The sequence below is a fragment of the Novosphingobium sp. 32-60-15 genome (assembly GCF_002280675.1).
Taxonomy (GTDB): Bacteria; Pseudomonadota; Alphaproteobacteria; order Sphingomonadales; family Sphingomonadaceae; genus Novosphingobium.
The window spans coordinates 26999-48062 of the sequence record NZ_NCEN01000022.1; the positions used below are offsets into that span (position 1 = coordinate 26999).

16 protein-coding genes are annotated in these 21064 nt (G+C 60.6%); 8 read left to right on the top strand and 8 right to left on the bottom strand.

The window, feature by feature from the left end:
- Positions 1 to 135 precede the first annotated feature (135 nt).
- Together B7Y89_RS14640 and B7Y89_RS14645 are read left to right on the top strand one after the other, a co-directional pair.
- Complete coding sequence (locus tag B7Y89_RS14640; protein WP_292939240.1) at positions 136 to 1014, top strand: MBL fold metallo-hydrolase; 879 nt, start codon at positions 136 to 138, stop codon at positions 1012 to 1014.
- 35 nt (positions 1015 to 1049) lie between these two features.
- Positions 1050 to 1223 carry an MFS transporter gene (locus B7Y89_RS14645; protein ID WP_292939241.1) on the top strand — a complete coding sequence of 58 codons (174 nt, stop codon included), beginning with the start codon at positions 1050 to 1052 and terminating at the stop codon, positions 1221 to 1223.
- A 102-nt stretch (positions 1224 to 1325) separates the two neighbouring features.
- Here the strand turns inward: B7Y89_RS14645 and B7Y89_RS14650 are convergent, their stop codons facing one another.
- Positions 1326 to 2312 (bottom strand): M48 family metallopeptidase, encoded by a 987-nt coding sequence (locus B7Y89_RS14650; RefSeq protein WP_292939242.1) that lies wholly within the window; start codon positions 2310 to 2312, stop codon positions 1326 to 1328.
- A gap of 172 nt (positions 2313 to 2484) precedes the next feature.
- Here B7Y89_RS14650 and B7Y89_RS14655 point away from each other — a divergent pair, with 172 nt between their 5' ends.
- Together B7Y89_RS14655 and B7Y89_RS14660 are read left to right on the top strand one after the other, a co-directional pair.
- On the top strand, positions 2485 to 3813 hold the full coding sequence (locus B7Y89_RS14655; RefSeq protein WP_292939243.1) for a nucleotide sugar dehydrogenase: 1329 nt from the start codon (positions 2485 to 2487) through the stop codon (positions 3811 to 3813).
- Positions 3810 to 5057 carry a glycosyltransferase family 4 protein gene (locus B7Y89_RS14660; RefSeq protein ID WP_292939244.1) on the top strand — a complete coding sequence of 416 codons (1248 nt, stop codon included), beginning with the start codon at positions 3810 to 3812 and terminating at the stop codon, positions 5055 to 5057. Before B7Y89_RS14655 ends, B7Y89_RS14660 begins: the two co-directional genes overlap by 4 nt.
- Positions 5058 to 5088: 31 nt before the next feature.
- Here B7Y89_RS14660 and B7Y89_RS14665 read toward each other — a convergent pair whose 3' ends face one another.
- Positions 5089 to 5643 carry a hypothetical protein gene (locus B7Y89_RS14665; protein WP_292939245.1) on the bottom strand — a complete coding sequence of 185 codons (555 nt, stop codon included), beginning with the start codon at positions 5641 to 5643 and terminating at the stop codon, positions 5089 to 5091.
- 213 nt (positions 5644 to 5856) lie between these two features.
- Here B7Y89_RS14665 and B7Y89_RS14670 point away from each other — a divergent pair, with 213 nt between their 5' ends.
- From B7Y89_RS14670 to B7Y89_RS14680, 3 genes are all read left to right on the top strand, one after another.
- Positions 5857 to 6570, top strand: a complete 714-nt coding sequence (locus B7Y89_RS14670; RefSeq protein WP_292939246.1) for a polysaccharide biosynthesis/export family protein — start codon at positions 5857 to 5859, stop codon at positions 6568 to 6570.
- Positions 6571 to 6673: 103 nt separating this feature from the next.
- Positions 6674 to 8881, top strand: a complete 2208-nt coding sequence (locus tag B7Y89_RS14675; protein WP_292939247.1) for a polysaccharide biosynthesis tyrosine autokinase — start codon at positions 6674 to 6676, stop codon at positions 8879 to 8881.
- Between the two features lie 102 nt (positions 8882 to 8983).
- Positions 8984 to 10183, top strand: coding sequence for a glycosyltransferase (locus tag B7Y89_RS14680; protein WP_292939248.1), 1200 nt, complete (start codon positions 8984 to 8986; stop codon positions 10181 to 10183).
- Positions 10184 to 10207: 24 nt separating this feature from the next.
- Here the strand turns inward: B7Y89_RS14680 and B7Y89_RS14685 are convergent, their stop codons facing one another.
- From B7Y89_RS14685 to B7Y89_RS14710, 6 genes are all read right to left on the bottom strand, one after another.
- Complete coding sequence (locus tag B7Y89_RS14685; RefSeq protein WP_292939249.1) at positions 10208 to 11677, bottom strand: glycerol kinase; 1470 nt, start codon at positions 11675 to 11677, stop codon at positions 10208 to 10210.
- Entirely contained in the window at positions 11674 to 13167 is a 1494-nt protein-coding gene (glpD, locus tag B7Y89_RS14690) for a glycerol-3-phosphate dehydrogenase (protein ID WP_292939250.1), read from the bottom strand. Before glpD ends, B7Y89_RS14685 begins: the two co-directional genes overlap by 4 nt.
- A 27-nt stretch (positions 13168 to 13194) precedes the next feature.
- Positions 13195 to 14283: an LLM class flavin-dependent oxidoreductase gene (locus B7Y89_RS14695; protein ID WP_292939251.1), complete on the bottom strand. Its 1089-nt coding sequence runs from the start codon at positions 14281 to 14283 to the stop codon at positions 13195 to 13197.
- Positions 14284 to 14397: 114 nt separating this feature from the next.
- Positions 14398 to 15312 (bottom strand): aldo/keto reductase, encoded by a 915-nt coding sequence (locus tag B7Y89_RS14700; RefSeq protein WP_292939252.1) that lies wholly within the window; start codon positions 15310 to 15312, stop codon positions 14398 to 14400.
- Positions 15309 to 16322, bottom strand: coding sequence for a LacI family DNA-binding transcriptional regulator (locus B7Y89_RS14705; protein ID WP_292939253.1), 1014 nt, complete (start codon positions 16320 to 16322; stop codon positions 15309 to 15311). Before B7Y89_RS14705 ends, B7Y89_RS14700 begins: the two co-directional genes overlap by 4 nt.
- Positions 16319 to 18328: an alpha-glucosidase gene (locus B7Y89_RS14710; RefSeq protein ID WP_292939255.1), complete on the bottom strand. Its 2010-nt coding sequence runs from the start codon at positions 18326 to 18328 to the stop codon at positions 16319 to 16321. Before B7Y89_RS14710 ends, B7Y89_RS14705 begins: the two co-directional genes overlap by 4 nt.
- A gap of 176 nt (positions 18329 to 18504) precedes the next feature.
- On the opposite strand from B7Y89_RS14710, the gene B7Y89_RS14715 reads away from it, so the two are divergent.
- The gene (locus B7Y89_RS14715) at positions 18505 to 20835 is read left to right on the top strand and encodes a TonB-dependent receptor (protein WP_292939254.1); all 2331 of its coding nucleotides are present in this window, start codon (positions 18505 to 18507) and stop codon (positions 20833 to 20835) included.
- Positions 20836 to 21064: the final 229 nt, after the last annotated feature.

Sequence of the window (21064 nt, forward strand, 5' to 3'; positions counted from 1 at the left end):
CAGTTCCATTCACAAAACTCTTCGTCATTGCGAGGAGGCGAAGCCGACGAAGCAATCCAGAGCCAGCTTGAATCGCCCTAGATTGCTTCGCCCCGCTACGCGGCGCTCGCAATGACGACTATCGGGAGACGATAAATGCGCAGATTTCTCACCCTGATCGCCTCCTCCGCGCTGTCCATCAGCGCGGCGCAGGCCAAGCCGCTCGATTACAAGGTCATCGCCACCACCCCGCTCAGCATGGTCGCCAATGTCACTTTGGTAACGGGTGAAAAGGATGCCGTGCTGATCGACGTGCCCTTCGCGCGATCCGATGCGCTGCGCGTGGTCGCAGACATTCTCGACAGCGGCAAGACCTTGCAAGCCATCATCATTACGCACGATCATCCCGACCACTTCTTCGGGCTGGACGTGCTGCAGGACGCCTTTCCCGACGCCAAAATCGTCGCACATCCCGTGGCCGCCAAAGACATGGAAAAGTCCATCCCGATCAAGTTCAAGCGCTGGAGCGGGCAACTGGGCATCAACGCGCCCAAACGGCCGGTGCAGCCCGCCGCCATGACCGGAGACAGCGTCGACCTTGAAGGCCACAAGTTGCAAGTGCTTGGCCCGATGCAGGGTGATCACGTCCACTCCACCATCGTGTGGGACGCCGAGACCCGCACGCTGATCGCAGGCGATATCCTCTATAACGGCGTTTACGTCTGGCTGGGTGAACATGGCCCTTCGCATTATGACGCCTGGCTCAAAGTGCTCGACCGGCTTGAAGCGATGAACCCTGTGCGGATCGTAGCGGGGCACAGCCGGCCCGGCCTGCCAGACGACAGCATGAGCATCGCGTGGACGCGCGGTTATATCAAAGCCTTCGTCGATGCGCGCGCGCGGTCGAAAACGTCGAAAGACCTCGCAGCGATCATGGCCGAAAAATATCCCAACGCCACCGAAGTCTATGGCGGCTTCCTGCTCGGCATTTCCAGCCAGGTCGGCGCGGGCGAAATTCCACCATGGGATGAATAACCAAAGCGCCTGCGCACGTCACAAGAACTGGCGAATTGCGCCGCCCGATCTTGCTCGCTTTCCTCATCGCGTTTTTCAACCAGCTCTCGGGCATCAACGCGATCATCTATCATGCCCTGCGCATCTTTGAATTGACCGGCACCGGTGCGTCTGCCGCATTGCTGGCGACTTTGGGGATCGCCCTGCTCAACATGGTCTTCACGCTCTGATTGATCGCGCAGGGGGCGGCACCGCTGCCGTGAAGGTGGTCTAAATTGCCCGAAACGAACACCTCGTGTGCCGTTTGGCCCGTACCTCACCGGACCCCATATTCATCTCCTCGAGAACGATTCAGGGCAAGCATTGAAACCCGTTCGGCAGGTGGTTGACAAGCACATCGTACCGGGTGGCATTGCCCGAAGACTTTCTGTCCGCGCCTTCCACGACCGATGGGTTCGCGCGCGCAAAAAGCCGAGCCAGTCACGGCTTCCCAGCCGCTCAAACAGCGTGATGCCCGTGGCGCGGGAATAGCCTGCACATTCCATCAAGCGCAGGCCAAGCGCGTCAGCGGCATCTTCCATCCCGCGCCGCACTTTGGCCGGGGCGCCGCGACGATCCCCGTTGATCACATGCGCCACTTCATGCCCCGCAGCGAGGGCAAGCTCATCATCGGTGCGCGCAAACGCCAGCATTCCAGTTGAAATGGCGACATTGCGGGTGTCGCTATGCGCCTCGACCTTGCGGTCCGTGAACAGCACCAGCCGGACCGCGCAGTGCGTTACAGGCCTCACCGCCACGTGCAGCACAGCGCCGTCGCGGCGCAGATCAAACGTCAGCGCGCTACCGGGCGCGGCTTGGCCAATCTCGTCCAGCAACGCATCGCTCACCAGCGATCCTGCGTTGCGCCGCGCGATAATTGTATCGCTGGGCACCCCGCCAATAGCCAGCACCTCATCCCCCTCGTGCAGACCGGCAAGATCGGCGGGACTGCCGGGGGCAACACTGACAATGACCGGGCGCTCTGCCATTTTCAGGCTGGTTGCAAGCAGCGGCCAATCGCGCTTCTGGTAAGCGCGCCGATCATCAAAGGCGATTCCGGCATCGGCGGCCTGGCGCGGGCATGCCGTTCCGGCAGCGCCCCGCAGCCGCCATTCGATGTGGGCCACTCTGGCAAGGTCACGGCGCAACAGCGCAGGCCAGGCATCCTTCGGCGCATCTGCCAGCGCGCGGGTGGGGTACGCACACAACCCTGCAGCCAGCAGCACAGCCCCAAGCAGGGGAAGCGCAGCGGGGCCGTGGTTTGCGCGGGTGTAAGTCACATTTCGCCCTTCAAAAACGGACCATGCAACACACCGTCACCGCGTCAGGATTGGGACACTCGCCAAGGTCATATTGCGTTGCACCATATTGATCCAATTGCTAGGCTATTTCCAGTTCAAAATGGACCTACCTTATCGGCAGGCAAAAATCTGTTCGAATTGAATGTGTTGAATGATTCGCTCGCGCGGTTCGGCGGCAAGCTGGCTCATGCATGATTGGCTTCAGGAGAAAACATTGAAAATCGCCATTCTCGGCCTCGGTTACGTGGGCTGTACTGCGGCCGGGTGCATTGCCAGCCAGGGCCATCAAGTTTTGGGTATCGACGTCAGCGCGGCCAAAGTTGAACTGCTCAATGCCGGCAAGTCCCCGGTCTATGAGCCGGGCCTTGACGATCTGATCGCCAAGGCCCGCACCGACGGACTGTTGGAAGCAACGACCGAGATCGGCGATAAGCTGGATGATTGCGACATCGCGATTGTCTGCGTCGGCACGCCAAGCGGCGTCGATGGTGCGCACAACATGAGCTACATTGTGCAGGTAACGCGCGCGATTGCAGCCTCGATCAAACCTGACCGCACCAAGCCGCTGACGGTCGTGTACCGGTCAACCATGCGGCCCGGAACGACCGAACAGATGATCCTGCCGATCTTCCGTTCGCTGCTTGGCGAGGCGTCTGACCGGTTGATCGAACTGGTCTACAACCCTGAATTTCTGCGTGAAGCCACAGCCATCGACGATTACTTCAATCCGCCCAAGATTGTGCTGGGCACGATTGACGGCGTCCCATCGGAAAAGATGGTGGCGCTGCATGACGGCATTGAAGCACCGATATTCCATGTCGGCATTCGCGAGGCCGAAATCACCAAGTTCGTCGACAATACCTGGCACGCCGTCAAGGTCGCCTTTGCCAACGAAGTGGGCCGCGTGTGCCAGAACATCGGCATATCCGCACGGCAAGTGCACCAGATTTTCGTGTCGGACACCAAGCTGAACATCTCGCCCTATTACACCCGGCCCGGTGGCCCGTTCGGCGGATCATGCCTGCCCAAGGACGTGCGCGCGCTGCAACATATTGCGGCAGATACAGGATCGCAGACGCACTTGTTCGATTCCCTGCTGCGCAGCAATGACGCACACAAACATCACCAGTTCCTGCAGGTAACCAAGGATCTGGAACCGGGTGCGCCAGTGTTGCTGGTGGGCCTTGCTTTCAAGGCTGACACTGACGATTTGCGCGAAAGCCCTGCTGTGGACATGGCGCGCAAGCTGCTGGATGCAGGGTTCGCGCTGGATATTTACGATCCCCAGTTGAAGCCGGAAAGCCTTGTAGGACAAAACCTTGGCTATGCCTATGCCATCCTGCCTTCGATCGATGGCTTGCTGGTTGACAAGGCAACTGCAGAACAGCGCAATTATGGTGCGGTAATCGCCACCAATCGACTGATCAAGGATCTGAACGTTGCCGCCCCTCGCATCATTGATGTGAGCGCCATCGCATGACAATTTCTGCCGGAGACTTTGACTTCCCGACCGAAATTCCCGGGCATCCGCTCGCGGGCAAAAAAGTCCTGATCGTTGTCGAAAACCTGCCGTTGCCGTTTGACCGGCGCGTGTGGCAGGAAGCCCGCACGCTTAAGGCCGCAGGGGCACAAGTGGCGATCATCTGCCCGACCGGCAAAGGCTATGAGAAACGCTTCGAGATTATCGACGGCATCGACATCTATCGCCACCCCTTGCCGATCGAAGCAAGCGGCGCGTTGGGGCTCCTGCTGGAATATGGCGCAGCCTTGTTTTGGGAAACGGTGCTGGCCTGGAAAATCTTTTTCAAGCGCGGGATTGATGTGATCCAGGGCTGCAATCCGCCTGACCTGATCTTCATTGTCGCGCTGCCGTTCAAACTGTTCGGCGTAAAATACATCTTCGACCATCACGACATCAATCCCGAACTCTACGAAGCAAAGTTCAACAAGCGCGGCTTCTTCTGGAAGCTGATGGTCTTGTTTGAAAAGCTGACGTTCAAGTGCGCCGATGTCTCGATGGCAACCAACAATTCGTACCGCAAAATCGCGATCGAGCGCGGCGGGATGGCCCCCGACAAAGTGTTTGTGGTGCGCTCTGGTCCGGACCTCAGCCGGCTGAAGCGCGTGCCTCCGGTGGAAAGCTGGAAAAACGGGCGCTCCTATCTTGTCGGCTATGTCGGCGTGATGGGCGATCAGGAAGGCATCGATCTGCTGATCGATTCGGTTGAACACATTGTCCGCACCAAAAGGCGCGAAGACATCCAGTTCTGCCTCGTTGGCGGTGGGCCCAGCCTTGCCAAGCTCAAGCAACTGGTCGCTGAAAAGGGCCTGGCCGATTTTGTCCACTTTACCGGACGGGCACCCGACCAGGACCTGTTCGAGGTACTGTCAACCATGGACGTCGGGGTAAACCCAGACCGCGTCAATGCGATGAACGACAAGTCCACCATGAACAAGATCATGGAATACATGTCGCTGGAAAAGCCGATCGTGCAATTTGACGTGACCGAAGGCCGGTTCTCCGCACAGGACGCGTCACTCTATGCACTGGCAAACGATCCCGTCGACTTTGCCGACAAGATCCTTGAACTGCTCGAAGACCCCGCGCAGCGCGAAGCCATGGGCGCATCGGGACGCCGCCGCGTGGAAAGCGAATTGAACTGGAGCCACCAGATCGCGCCACTGATTGCGGCTTATCGCAAGGCTTTGCGGCTTGATGCGTAGGTCACCGCGCGAAAGGATTGGCAGGTCAGCTTCAGCGGCGGGCACCGGGCATGCGCGCGATCTGGCCAAAGCGGTAAGCGCACCAACCGGTGAACAGGCTCGACCCGATGTCGATCACCCAATTGAGCTTTGCCGGTCCGTAGAGCAGCACGTCTACGGCGTGGAAGGAAATCACGCGCAGGATGATGAGGCCGCACAGTCCGGCCACCGCAAGCCGGGCATAAGCGATAAGACGCGATGGAGACCCCGGGCGGGTTCTGATGTGCCAACGCGCCGTCAAAGCAACCAGTCCTGCGGTGCACAAGATCGCGATGACACTCAGCGGGGCCTGAACCTCGCGGCGCATTTCGTAGACGCCGTCTTTGCGCAGCACGCTGCGCGTTCCCTCCCGAAAATAGTCTTCCAGTCCTGACAAACGCAGCGCGACAAGGGCAACGAACCATATGGCAAACAGTGCCCACCACACAGCTTCCGGCTTGGGACGCCGGGCCTTGAAGGCCGTGATCGCCGCATGTCCGCAGGCGCTGCCAATCACAGCGTATAGCGCACTCGCAGACAGGCCAAGGATGCTTTGTGTCGTGATCATGGCAATCTACCGCACCTGTGTTTTCAGACTGGCCTCATAACTATAGTTATGTACTAACTATAGTAAAGTTATGCGCTCAACTACCATAGAATCGAGATGTCGTCCATTTATGCAAAGTTCGTCGCAAACTCCCAATAATAGCCAAGTAGACTTGCGCTCGTTTCCAGCCGCGCCTATGCAGAAATACATATCAATACAGGGTTTTCCAACAGCATGATCAGAACTCGCAGTGGGTGTTTCACGTCCTGTATCCTTCTAGCAGCGTCCGCAGCATCGCTTTCCGGTTGCGCAGGCTCGTCTCCCACCCGGATCGGGCTGGTCGATTCCGCGCCCGTAAGCGCTTATGGACAAACGGACTATTCGGCGGTCGAGAAGACAAATTACCTGCTGCGCCCGTCAGACGTCGTTACCATCACTGTGTTTCGCGAACCTGATTTGTCGGTTGAAAACACCCCGGTGGGCGCTGATGGCATGCTGTCCCTGCCGCTCATCGGCTCGATCAAAGTGGACGGCCTTACAGCAAGGCAGCTTGAACAGGACATTCGCAGCAGGCTTACCCCTTCGCTGGTCAATCCTGTTGTCAGCGTCAACATCATGCAGTTCGGGTCCCACGTCGTGACGGTTGAGGGCGCGGTTGAAAAACCCGGCATGTACGCGTTCAAACCGGGCACAAGGCTGTCAGGGGCAATCTCTCTGGCCGCCGGGCCCAATCGCGTGGCAAAGCTCACAGAAATCGCCGTTTTCCGCCAGACCGCAAGCGGCATGGCCGTTGCCAAGTTTGATTACGCGGCGGTACGGGCCGGCACCATGATGGATCCTGTGCTTGAGCCGAGCGACCGCGTGGTCCTTGGCACGTCGGGCCTGTCGGTCTTTTGGCAGGACTTGTTGAAGACGCTACCGGCCTTCGCCCTGTTCACCAATCTGTGATGGCCCGCCCACCTGTAACGGCCCGCCTGTGACGGCCCTCCTGTAACGGCCCGCCAGCGACTGCAAGCCAAATAGCAATCCGCATGAAAAGGTTGAATCAAGCATGACAGAAGCCGCAAGCAGCCGCGCTTCATGGACCGATCAGTATATGCCCGGTGCGGCGGACGCTGATCCGGGCCAACCCACGAGTGTGATTAACTTGTCGATGATCCGTGGCTTGTTGTTCCGCCAGCGCATGCTCCTCATTGGTGTCGTGGCGACAGCTTTGGTGCTTGGCCTTGTGCTGACATTGCTGACCAAGCCGGTATATCAATCCACGGCGACCGTGCGGATCGACCCCAACGGGGCCAATATCGTTGAAGGGCAAGACCTTGCGCCAACGGTGGCGACCAGCGAAATCAACCGCTACATGCAAACGCAGGGCACGGTCATCACCAGCCAGCGCATGGCGTTGCAGGTGGTCGATTCTCTAAAGCTTGACCAGAACGATGATGTGCTGGGCAAAGCTGTGGCAGACGGCAAGCCCGCTGACCTTACCGACAAGCAATGGCAGGCAAAGCGCCGCGACATGGCCGCTGCCATCGTGCGCAGCGGGGTGTCGGTCGACATTCCGCAGGACAATCGCGTCATCAGCATCAATTTCCGGTCTGGCGATCCGGTCATGGCACGGCTGGTCACAGATTCTTATGCGGACAATTTTGTGCAGGCCGACGTCCGTCGCGCGCTTGACGCGAATGCTTATGCGCAAAAGTTCCTGCAGGAACAGATCGTCCAGATCAGCGCCAAATTGCAGGAAGCAGAACGCGCTGCCAACTCCTATGCAAAGGCAAACCGGATCGTCAGCAGCCCGGTTGGCGCTCCGGCTGAGGGTGAAACGGCATCATCGTCCGCCAGCCCGACCCTGATGGTCTCCAATCTGGCAAGCGTCAGCGGCAGCTATACCCAAGCCCGCGCGCAACGCATCGCCGCAGAACAGCGTTGGGCTGCGGTGGCCGGTATTCCGGCTGGCCAATTGCCCGAGGTGCAGCAAAGTCCTGCAATTCAGGATTTGTATAGCGAGCGCGGCAAAGTCGTAACCATGCTGTCAGAATTGCGGCAGCGTTACGGGGATACCTACCCGCAAGTGATCGAAGCCAAGGCGCGCGTTGCATCGCTTGATAACCAGATCAGCCGGTTAAGCGCCGATATCAAAAATGGCATCCGCGATATCTACAACATCGCAAAGCGCCAGGAACAAGCCTTGTCGGGCGAGCTTAACAAGGTTTCAGACCAGACGCTGGACGAACAAGACCGCCGCGTGCAGTTCAACCTGCTTGATCGCCAAGCCAGCGCATTGCGCACCCAACTCGCATCACTGCTTGATCGCTACAACCAGATTTCAGCCGCCGCCAACGTCCGCAGCGGATCGATTACCAAACTGGATGCGGCAACATTGCCCGGCTCGCCGGTCACGCCCAATCTGGTCAAAAACATGATCGTTGCGCTCATTCTGGGTGTTGGCCTTGCCGTCGTACTGGCAGTGCTGAGCGAATCCTTCGATGATCGGCTGCGCTCAAGCGAAGATGTCGAACGAAAATTGGGGACGCCGCTGCTCGGCTTCACACCATATGTTGCCGATGACGAAGTGTCCGAACAAGCCAACGATCCGTTCAGCAGCCTGATGGAGGCTTATTCATCGCTCCGCACCTCGGTCGATTTTGCGATCACTGGCAGCAACCGCATCATTCAGGTCACCAGCAGCCAGCCTTCCGAAGGCAAATCGCTGACGACATCGGTCCTGGCCAAAAAGTACGCGCAACTCGGTCGTAAAACCTTGTTGATCGACGCCGATCTTCGCAAGCCCACCATCGCAAACCTGTTTGGTGCAAAGCGTACATCGGTTGGCTTTGCCGAAGTGCTGCTTGGTGATGTGTCGCTGGCCGATGCCTTGCTCAAAGACACGCCGGAAAACCTTGATGTCCTGCCAATCGGCTCGATCCCGTCAAACCCGGTAGAACTGCTTTCATCGCAACTGCTGGTCGACTTCCTCGCCAAATACCGCAAAGAATATGCGGTCATCGTCATCGATTCCTCGCCCGTCATGGGACTGGCTGACGCACCCTTGATTTCTCGCCATGCCGATGGCGTGGTATTCATTGTCGAGGCCAATCGCTCACAATTTGGCCAAACGAAATCGGCCTTGCGCCGTTTGCGCAATGCCGGGGCAAGCGTCGCCGGTGTCGTGCTGACAAAGTACCGCTCGGCAGAGGCCGGTCTGTCATACGATTACATGTACAACTATTACGCCTACGGCAACAAATCCGGCAAGTAACCGTGGAATGCACCTGCCCTGCCAATTCGGCTTGGGGCAGGTGCCAAACGGCATGATCCGCGTGCTTTTGCAAACTTATGCCTGCGCCGATGGAGGCCGATCTTGTCTGAAAAGCTTGGAGCGCAAAGGCAAATCCTCCATGTCAGCGGCGATTTTCCTGACAGTGTGGCCCCGTCAAAAACGCCGGTCATCCAAACCCTGCTGAAGCTGACGCAAGGCCAATTCGATCACAGCGTAATTTCCATCAACCGCCGCTCTCCTGCCATGGCCAGGTTTGCCTGGGACACACTGCGGACCTTGGGCAAGCCGCCGCTGGAGGTGGACTCCGCGCCGTTTGATCAGGGCACTGCCCTCGTTTACAAATCGCCGCCAAAGGGCATTTTCCACGCGGCCATGCTGCACCGTTTGGGTGAGTACATCGCCACGCACATCGCCAGCCTTCCCCGCCAGCCAGACCTGATCGTCGGGCACAAACTCTCTATCGAGGGTATTGCGGTACGCCGCGCGGCCGCCTTGTGCGGCATCCCGTATGCCATTTCAATTCAAGGCAATACCGATGCCAAAATCGTTGCAGCACGGCCAGACCTGCGCAGCGAATTGGGCGCGGTGCTTCACGATGCAAGGATGGTTTTTCCGTTCTCGCCATGGGCGCTACAGCAGATAGAGGCACGGCTGGGCGCAAGGTCAGGGCCAGTTACAATGCTGCCCTGCCCCACCGACATCGATGCCCCGATTGCGCCGCGCGCCAAAGGTGACGGGTTCATTTCGGTCTTCCACCTCAGGAATTACGCGACCAAAAACCTGGTTGGCATGGCCAAGGCGGCGCAATTGCTCAATGCCAAAGGGCAAACTGTCCCCTTGTCCGTCATCGGTGGCGGCAGTGCCGATGACATCGCGCGCTGCTCCAAAATAGCGCAAGGCGCAAAAGGCCTGACCTTTGCCGGCCCGATGGATCGCGAAACCCTTCGCACCCGGATGTCGCAGGCCACAGGTTTTGTCATGCCATCGCGGCGGGAAAGCTTCGGGCTGGTCTTTATCGAAGCGCTGTTTTGCGGAATCCCGATCATCTATCCCGCCGGTGCCGCCGTTGACGGCTACTTTGACGGCGCGCCCTTTGCCATCCGCGTTGACGCAACGGATCCAGCCGCAATCGCCAACGCCATGCTGCACATCCAGAAGAATGAAGCCGGGATAAAACTGGCGTTGGAGCAGTGGCAACACAGCGCAGATGCGCAGCGCTTTACCAGAGTTGCCATAGCACAAGCCTTCGCATCCGGACTCCACGCCGCCTCGGGCGCGTAATCCTGGGCATGAGCCAAGGATCGCTTACAAATGGCGGCCCACCGCGCCGCGCCAAAGGTCCAGCCTGCGCTCACGGTCCGGCTCTGCCATTTCCGGCTGGAACACATCGCGCGGGGCAATCATTCCCCGCGCTGCAGCCAGATCTGCATATTGGCCCAGACCGATAGCGGCCAGAATAGCCGCACCGCGCGCGGTTGTTTCCACATCCGCAGGCCGCTCGCACCGGATGTCCAGCATGTCGGCGATGTCTTGCGCCAGCCAGTTGTTCGCGCTCATCCCGCCATCCAGCCGCAGCAATGACCAGCCCGCGCCATCCGCCGCAAAGGCTGCGCCCAGATCATGGAACACGTGACCGATGGATTCCAGCGCGGCCCGCACGATATGCGCGCGCGTTGCCGCAAACGATAATCCCGTAATGCTGCCCCGCGCATCGGCCAGCCAATAAGGTGCGCCAAGCCCGGACAAGGCGGGCACCACCACAACGCCCGCGCTGTCTTCCACAGACCGTGCCAGCGCCTCGCTGTCGGCTGCATTCTCCAGCAAACCGATGCTGTCGCGCAGCCATTTGACAAGGCTTCCGGCAACGAACACCGAGCCTTCCAGCGCGAAAGTCCGCTCGCCCCCCACCTCGCACAGCACCGTCCCCAGCAAGCGATGCGTTGAACGCGGCGGCTGCAAACCCATGTTGGAAAGGATAAATGCACCCGTGCCCAGCGTCGCCTTGGCCTCGCCTTTGGCAAAGCAGCCCTGCCCGATGGTGGCCGCCTGCTGGTCGCCCGCAAGTCCGGTAATCGGGATGGCGCAGCCAAACAGCTCCGGCGCGGTTTCGCCAAAGCGCCCTGCATTGGGCACGATCTCGGGCAAGGCCACCTGCGGCACGCCGAACAAGTCACACAGTCCTGCGTCCCATGTCGCCCCGGTCAGCGCCATCAGCATCGTGCGGCTGGCATTGGTCACATCGGTGATATGCAAGCCCCCGGTCAGGTTCCACACCAGCCAGCTTTCCACCGTGCCAAACGCCAGCCGGTCTCCCAGCGCCGCCGCTTCGGGCACGTTGCGCAACAACCATTCCATCTTGCTGGCCGAGAAATAGGGATCGAGCAGCAAGCCGGTGGCCTCCTGCACCGCCGCCTCGTGCCCCGCCTCGCGCAAAGCCTTGCAACGCTCCTCGGTCCGGCGGTCCTGCCACACCAGCGCGCGGCTGACAGGTCTGCCGGTCTGCCGGTCCCACGCCACCACGGTTTCGCGCTGGTTGGTAACGCCGATGCAGGCGATGCGATCTGCCCCGCCAGCACGCTCCACCATCGCGCGGGCGCAGCGCAAAGTGCGCTCCCATATCTCCGTCGCGTCATGCTCCACCATGCCGGGCGTGGGATAGTGCTGGGTCAGTTCCTCTTGCGCGGATGCCAGCACTGCACCTTGGGGGGAATAGAGGATCGCCCGCGTAGAGGTCGTGCCCTCATCCAGCACCAATATGCAGCGTTCATCCGTCATCGTGTTCCGTCCCCTGCCATAAACCGCCGCAGGCTTTCCTGCTGGCCCGCATCCAGCCGCAGACCCAGCTTGGTCCGCCGCCACAGCACATCGTCGGCTTCAACCGCCCATTCGTGCGCCATCAGATAGCGCACTTCACGCGCCGTCAAGCCATGGCCGAAGTGGTGACCGCAATCGGCCAAAGTCGCCGCATCGCCCAGCACGTCGTCGGCCAAGGTGCCATAACAGCGGATCAGCCGCTCAGCCCATGCCGCTTCCAGGAAGGGATAACGTTGGCGCAATCGGGCAATGAGCTTGTCCACATCACCCACCGCAAAATCGCCGCCGGGCAAAGGCTTGGCATCGGTCCACGGTGCACCAGCCAAAGCGGGAATGCGCCCGCCCATGCGGTCCACCGCTTCTTCAGACAGCGTGCGGAAAGTCGTGATCTTGCCGCCAAACACCGAAAGGATCGGCGCGCCTTCATCGGCCTCGCTCACATCAAAGCGATAGCCGCGCGTTGCCGCCTCCGGCTTGCCCGATCCGTCATCCACCAACGGGCGCACGCCGGAATAGGTCCACACCACATCGGCAGGGGTGACAGGCTTTTTGAAGAACCGGCTCGCGCCTTCGCACAGATAGGCGATTTCTTCCTCGCTTGCCTCGATCTTGTCGATGCCGCCCTGATGGTCGCGGTCGGTCGTGCCGATCAGGGTGAAATCATGTTCATAGGGAATCGCAAAGAAGATGCGGCCATCGGGAAGCTGAAAGAAATAGGGGTGCGGGTGATCGAACAGCTTGCGCACCACGATGTGCGATCCGCGCACCAGCCGGATGGACTGTTTCGGCGGCTGCCCGCTGCGATCCAGCACTTTGAGCACCGAAGGCCCCGCCGCGTTGATGACAGACCGTGCCTTGAAACTGCCCTGCGGCGTTTCAACCAGCCACAGACCGTCGGCGCGTTCCAGCCGCGTAACCGGACAGCGCGTACGCACATCTGCGCCACGGTTGGCCGCATCACGCGCATTCAGCACCACCAGCCGCGCATCATCCACCCACCCGTCGGAATAGACGAAGCCGTGAACAAATTCTGGCTTGAGCGGCGCGCCTGCCACATGCCGGTCCAGCCGTACCGATTGGGTTGCAGGCAGCAGCTTGCGTGAACCGATGTGGTCATACAGGAACAGGCCCAGCCGCAGCAGCCATCGCGGACGCAGGCCCTGGACCCACGGCAGCACGAACCGCATCGGCCAGATAATATGCGGCGCGATAATCCAGAGCTTTTCGCGCTCGCCCAGCGCCTCGCGCACCAGCCCGAATTCGTAATGCTCCAGATAACGCAAACCGCCGTGGATCAGCTTGCTCGAATTGGACGACGTGCCGCTGGCAAGATCACGCGCCTCAAGCAGCAGGACTTTGGCCCCGCGCCCTGCCGCATCGCGCGCAATGCCCGTGCCGTTGACGCCGCCGCCAATCACGGCGACGTCATATATTCCCGTTTCGCTGTCCACCACGGTTTCCATTTCAGATATGCGCTATCAGATGTCCAAAGGACCATGCTTGATGTGCGGCAGGACATAGCGCGCAAACATGTCTGCTTCTTGCACATGCGGATAGCCTGACAGGATGAACGCCTCGATGCCTTCGGCCTGATAGGCGCGCAGCTTGGCCAGAACCTGATCCGGCGTGCCGACAATCGCCGCACCACAGCCCGAACGCGCCCGCCCGATGCCGGTCCACAGGTTCTCTTCCACAAAGCCGTCGCCATCGGCGGCCCCGCGCAATTCCTGCTGGCGCTGCACGCCAAAGTTCTTGGCATCCAATGACTTCTCGCGGATCGCCTTGCCCGCATCGTCATCCAGTTTGGACAGCAGCCGGTCGGCATAGGCGCGTGCCTCGTCCTCGGTTTCGCGCACGATCACATGGGCACGATAGCCGAACTTCAAGGTGCGGCCGTAATTGGCAGCGCGTGCCTTCATGTCGGCAATGGTTTCGCGCACTTTGTCCATCGTATCGGGCCACATCAGATAGACATCGCTCGCCTCTGCCGCACATTCGCGCGCATCGTGGGACAGGCCGCCGAAGTAGAACGCAGGGCACTTGCCCGAAAGCGTGCCGACACGCGGCGGATCAAGCTTCAACTTGTAGAACTCGCCCTGAAAATCCAGCGATTCCCCGTTGAGCAGCGTGCGCACGATCTTCATGATCTCGGTCGCGCGGGCATAGCGCGGACCGCTGGCAATCGTCTCGCCGGGCATGTCGGACGAGATGATGTTCACGTTCAGACGCCCGCCCGTGCCCGCAGCATTGGGGCCAAGGATGCGGTCCAGCGTGGCAATCCGGCGCGCCAGTTGCGGCGGCCAATCCTCGCCCATGCGCGTTGCCCACAGCAGCTTGATACGGCGCACTTGCGTGGCCACCGCCGCCGCAAAGGCCGTGGTATCAAGGCCGAGGCTGTAGCCCGATGGCAGCAGGATATTGTCAAACCCGCCCTCTTCTGCGCGCAGCACGATGTTGCGGCAATGCTCCCAGCTTGATTGCAGGTACTTGTCCGGAACGCCGAGGAATTCATAGTCATCGTCGCACAGCGCCGAAAACCAGGCGATTTCACAGTTTTGTTCGGCCATCATGCCTCTCCTTCAGTCTGCACACACAGACATCCACCGGCTTCCCGCAGGTGCGGTGCCGCTTGTTGATTGAACCACGCCGGCCCACGCTGGAGCCAGTCTCCTTGGCGGGCCTTACGGCAGCCGCTCGCCCCGCGCTGCTACCAGCACGGCATACCAATCTTCACGCGTCCAAGTGACCTTCAGCGCTTCCACGCCTTCGGCAATGCGCGCGGCCTGTTGCGATCCGATGATCGGGATGATCCCCGCCGGATGTGCCATCAGCCAAGAATAGGCCGCCACCGTGCGCGATACGCCTTGCGCCTGCGCCACCCCATCAAGCGCGGCCGCAACGGCTATTTCTTCCGGCGTCTGCGGGTCGGCCAGACGGCCACCACCCAGCGGCGACCATGCCATCGGCGTCAGTCCCAGCATCATCGCCTGATCGAGTTCGCCGTTTTCAAAGCAGGTGATCCGCAGCGGGCTGATTTCCGGCTGGGTCGTCACCAGCTTCACGTTCAGGAAATGGCTCAGTGCGGCGGTCTGGTGGATCGTGAAGTTTGAAACGCCGATCGTACGGATTTTGCCCGCCGACACTGCGTTTTCCAGCGCGCGCGCCACTTCTTGCGGGTGCGCCAGAATATCGGGGCGGTGGATCTGCCACAGATCGACGCTGTCCACTTTCAGGCGCAACAATGAATCATCAATCGCCTTGGCCAGATATTGCGGGCTTTGGTCATAAGGCAGCGGCGGCAGGATTCCGCCCTTGGTGGCCAGAACCATGCGGGTCCGCAAGGCAGGCTCTGCGGCCAGCACTTCGCCCAGCAGCGCCTCGGCATCGCCAAAGCCGCCTGTGCCGTCAAAGCCATAGATATCGGCGGTATCAAGGAAGTTGATCCCGGCATCCAGCACCGCATGGACCAGCTTGGCGGCATCGGCAGCGCTGCGTCCGTTTTCGGCAAGCCGCCACATGCCCCACGCGATGGGCGATACGGCAATATCGCTGGAACCAAGGGCACGGAAACTGGGCGGCAAAGGCAATTGGCTCATGAAGTTGTCCTGGCTGGAGGCGCGACAGATGCGCGCTCGATAAGAGTGTGGGGCAGGCGGCGGTGGTTGATATCGCCCCCTGCAATAAGGATTTCGGTGGCAGTGCGGGCCAGCTCGATCATCGGCTGGTGGATTGTGGTCAGCGGCGGCCACACCGTGCGCGCCAGCGTGGTATCGTCAAACCCGGCAACCGAAAGCTCGGCGGGAACATTGATGCCGCGATCGTGCGCCACGGCCAGAACGCCTGCGGCCATATCATCGTTTGAGGCGAAAATGGCGGTGGGCCGGTTGGATTGGTCCAGCAAGGCGCGCCCGCCGCGCACGCCGGAATCAAAATCGAACTCGCCTTCGCACACCAGCACCGGATCATAAGGCAGCCCTGCCCGGTCCAGCGCGCGGCGATAGCCGAACAGCCGGTCATCGGATGCCATGTGGTTCTGGTGGCCCTTGATAAAGCCGATCCGGCGGTGTCCGGCGTTTATCAGATAGGTGGTCATATCGTCGGCTGCCTGGGCATCATCCATGAACACCGAACTGGTCAGCGCGTGATTGGTGCCAGGAGAGATACGAACAAACGGAATATCCATATATTCCAATGCCCTAAGCACCGGATCACAGTCAGTCACCGGTGACGACAGGATAATGCCGTCCACATGTGTTTCATCAACTAAACCCCGCACCTGCTCCCCCACCAGCGGGTCAGCCACATCCACCGGTTGCGCCAGCAGGCGGATGTTGTTGGCGCGGCAAAAGTCCCAGCAGCCGGCCTGGATCTGAAACATGTAGTACGGGCTGTGATTGTCATAGATCAGCGCAATCTGGTTCGATTTCGCGCCCGACAGGATGCGCGCGGCGACGCTCGGCCGGAAGTCCAGCGCGCGCATCGCCTCTTCCACTTTGGCGCGCGTTTCTGCGCTGACATATGGATGCCCGTTCAGCACGCGACTGACAGTTTTCACCGCCACACCGGCGCGTGCCGCCACATCCCTGATGTTTGACCGCTCGCTCATTCGTCCAGCACCCCCTGAAGCCCTGCAAACAGCGGCGCAAAGCTGCTGTCGGGCCGGTAAAATACCGGTGGCTGGCCGATGGGTGAAGCGATGTCATACGTGCCGGGAGCGTAGTCTTCACCCGACCAGCAATGCCGCCAAACCCCTTCGCCCGGAAGGATGACTGTGCGTTGACGTGCGCCCTCTTCAATCACCGGTGCCACCAGCAGATCGGCACCGTAGAGGAACTGGTCCTGCACCGTAAAGAGCGCGCGATCCTGCGGGTAGTGCAGGAACAGCGGACGTTGCGCGGGCAAACCCTGCGCGCTCGCCTCATGGCACAAGTGGCGCACATAAGGCGCAAGGTGCTCGTGGACACGGCTCCAGCGCGCAAAGCAGGCCAGCAGCGCGTCATTGCTGTCATATTGCAGATTATCGTCGGGGCGGTTGCCTTCATGGCTGCGCATGACCGGCGCAAACGCCGCCAGTTCGCACCACCGCTCCATCAATTCGGCGGTGCGCACATTGCCGTGCAGCGATGTGTACCCGCCGCAATCCGAATGGCTATAGGCGTTGCCCACCAGCCCTGCCGATAGCGCACCGGTAATCACCGTGCCGATGCCATCGTGGCGGGTAAAATCCACCGACTGGTCGCCCGCCCACAGCAACGGGCAATGGCCTTGCACGCCGGAAAAACCTGCGCGCATGAAGAACACCGCATCGCCGGTCCTGCCCCGGCTTGCCACGGCGCGGGCGTTGACCTCGGCCCACAGCACCGGCCAGCGGTTGTGCGCCTCCATCGCGTCCGAACCATCGGCCAGCCGCAAGTTCGTGGGCAGGTATTCGCCGAAATCGGCCATCCAGCCCGAAATGCCGATATCCAGCATTTCGCCGCCAAGGATGCGTTCGGCAAACCATGCGCGGGTTTCCTCGCGGGTGAAATCCACCACGCCGCAATCAAACTCGCCAAAATCGACAAGATGCACCGCATCGTCATCAAGGTTCAGGCAGAAGTGCCCGCCCGCGCGCGCCTCTTCATACAGATCGCCATCCACCGCGATATAGGGGTTGGCATAAGCGAGGAAGCGGATGCCGCGTGCGTTCAATCCGGCAATGCGGGCGGCCAGATCGGGATAGCGATCCGCACTGCGCGCGCCGCTGTGCCAGTCCCAGAACAGGCGGCGACCGAATGTGGTCTCACGGATGCCCGCCCAGTCTTCGCACCACAGGCCCGAAACCGCAGCGCCCGCCGCGATAAAGCGTTCAAGCCGGTCAAAGCTGGAGACCCCCGATTTCAACCCGACAATCGCTCCGCCAATCGCCCAGTCCGGCAATTCGGGTTGGCGGCCAAAGCGGGTGGACAATTGCGCGACAAGCCCTTGCGGACCATCGCTGGCGAACACTTCAAACCGCGCCGCACCGCTCCACACATCCACCGCATGGGCGGCAGGATCGGTAAAATCGAGCACGCTGTAGCAAGTGGCATCCAGATGCACCGCCAGCCAGCGCGAGGTGAGGAAGGTGGGCTGAGGATAATTGGTGTTCCAGTAATCGCCGCCCGCCATGCCTTCAGCGTCCATCCGCTGCGTCAGTGCGGTCAATTTGTCGCGACCAACGCCGGGTTCGCTGGTCCAGACCGGAAAGCTGCGTCCGTTGAGCGCGAGGTAGCTCATCTGTTCGCCTCCGCCCCATACGCATTCGCCGGGTTCAGCATGGAACCGCACGCGCAAGCGATCATACTGCGGGACGAGCGCCCTGATTTCGAGCGTATTGCGTGAAAAGGCCACAAAAGCGACAGGAACGCCCTGATCGAGCAGCTCAACTCCGCCATCCGTGATCTGCCATGCTTGCGGGGTGATCGCATCAAAAGGCTTGTCAGATATGGCAAAATTGCCACGAACCATCTGCACATCGGCATTGCCGCGCGCCATGACTACCGCAGGACAAGAATCGGTGTGACGCAGCACCACCTTGTCCCCAATGCAGAGATGAAACCCCTTATCTTTGGCGATCAGCCGCAATTGCAAAGCAATTTCCTCACCATTAGCGGCAGTGTGGCGAATTGGCCGCACCCACTGCCTGCTTTTTCTGACACCGCTTGACATATCGGGACAGCCATAGCATTTCAAGCGCCAATCGCGGCCGATCGACAAGGGAGCATGACTACCCTTGGAAGACCGCTTTTTGCAGGGAGAGTTCCACGATGATCAAGCATTCCGCATCCGTGCGCGCATTGGCACTATCCGCCAGCGCCCTTTCGCTCATCTTTACCGGCCAAGCCAGCGCGCAAGAAGCGGCTGAAGAAACCGGCGGCATTGCCGAAATCGTCGTCACCGCACAGAAGGTCGCTGAAAATGTGCAGGACGTGCCAATCGCGATTACCGCGATCACGGCTGACCGCCTTGAATCCAGCGGCGTCACCAGCCTTGAAGGGCTGACCCAGCTTGTTCCGTCGGTCACCTTCCGCAAGGGCACGACCAGCGCCAACAGCGCCATCGTGATGCGCGGCGTCGGCACGATCACGTTCTCGGTTGCGGCTGAACCCAGCGTTTCCACCGTGGTTGACGGCGTCGTCCTCAGCCGCTCGGGCCAGGCCTTCATGGACCTTGTCGATGCAGAGCGCCTTGAAGTGCTGCGCGGGCCCCAAGGCACGCTGTTCGGCAAGAACGCCTCGGCCGGTCTTGTCAGCATCGTTTCGAAGGGCGGCACCGATACGCTGCAAGGCGAAGTGCGCGCCGAATATTTCGAGGACGAGGAATATCGCCTGCGCGCCGCCATTTCCGGCCCGCTGGGCGAAGGCCTCAGCGCCCGCGTCACCGGCTTTTACGGCAGCTATGATGGCAATATCACCAACGTATTCGGTGGCCGCAATGACAAGATCAACGGTTACGAACATTACGGCGCGCGCGGCATCATCGATTATGAAAACGGCACGTCGCGCTTCCGCCTGATCGCCGATTACTTCAAGGCCAACGATGACTGCTGCGCCGATGTGACCACAGTCAGCCGTGGCGCTGTGCTGGATGCCGAACTCGGCCTGCCGGGCGGTGTGGCGCAAGGTGTGAACCAGCGCTTCGTCAATCACAACATCGTCACGCAAACCAAAGACCGCCAGTGGAGCCTGACCGCATCGGGTGATTTCGACGTGTTCGAAAGCCACTCGCTCAGCGTGGTTGCGGGCTATCGCAACTGGCAGAACGAGGAAGTGCGCGAGGGTGACTTCCTGCCCCGCGCCATCGTTGGCACCGGCGAACTGCACGATAACGGCGAAGTGCGCACACAGCAGCTCAGCCTTGAAGTGCGCCTTGCCTCTGACCAGACGCAGCCGTTCTTCTATCAGGTTGGCGCCTTCGCATGGGGATCGGACAACCAGCAGGACTTCACGCGCCGCAACATCACGTGCGCCACGTCAACCCTGCCGCTCGCTGCATCGGGCGCGCGCCCTTGCAACACCGCCGATACGGTCAACACGCTGTTCCCCACGGCCACATCGTTCAGCGATGTACAATCGCGCAACTATGCCGTGTTCGGTCAGGCAACCTATCGTTTCAGCGACATGTTCGCGCTGACCGGCGGCCTGCGCTGGACCAGGGATGATCTGGATTACACGCACACCCGCGCGCCAGCCGTCAACGCCACCAACGGCCTTCCCGCCACCGGCCCCGGCACCAACGGCAACCCCGCTGGCGGTACGCTGGCCACGGGCGGCAACGGCACCAACACGTCAGCCGGATCAAGCAGCAACGACAACATCTCGGGCCGCGCCGTACTGCAATTCACCCCGTCCGAAGACGTGATGCTTTATGGCAGCTTCACGCGCGGCTATAAGGGGCCTGCGTTCAACGTGTTCTTCAATCACACCGCGCCCACCAACGCCGTGCCGATTGATGAAGAAACGTCCGATGCCTTTGAAATCGGCCTCAAATCGCAGTTCCTCGATAACCGCGTACAGTTCAATGCCTCGGCCTTCACCGTCACGTATAAAGGCTTCCAGGCCAACAACTTCGTGCTGCTGAACGGTGCGGTCGTATCGAACCTGACCAACGCCGGGTCAGTGCGCAGCCAAGGCTTCGAAGCAGATCTGCTTGCCGTGCCAATGGACGGCCTGACCCTGCGCGCCAGCGCGGCCTATGCCGATGCCAAGGTGCTCAAGTTCAACCCGAACCCTTCGACCAACGCACCTGATGCCCGCAACGGCACGCGCCTCCCGCTCGCGCCGAAGTTCACCTATACGCTGGGCGGCAGCTATGAACGTGATCTTGGCGGTTTCAAGATCTACCTCGACACCGATTTCCGCCATGTCGGCAAGCAGTTCTCCGACCTCGGCGAATCCGGCCCGATCGCGGCATACGGCATCTGGAACGCAGGCCTTGGCTTCTCGGACACAGAAGACAATTATCGCCTCACCTTCCTCGCCCGCAACATCACCGACAAGGCCTATGCCCTGCTCAACGTGAGCGCTGGCCAACGCCTGCAAATCCCGCGCGACGCAGACCGCTACTTCGGCGTCAGCCTGCGCGCCAAGTTCCAGTAACCGCCCATCCCTCCCAAGGGCGGACAAAGAGGCTCCGGACTACGGTCCGGGGCCTCTTTTTTGTCCGGAGGGCAATCGGGATGGCGGCTTTGCGAGCTTGCAGCATAAATGGTGCCGTTCGGGAAACGACCCATTGCGGACATTCAACGGCAGGGCGGATTCCGCCTAAGAATGTCGTTCCGGCCAAGACGGGATTGCGAACATGGCACTACGGTATGCCGAAGCTGAT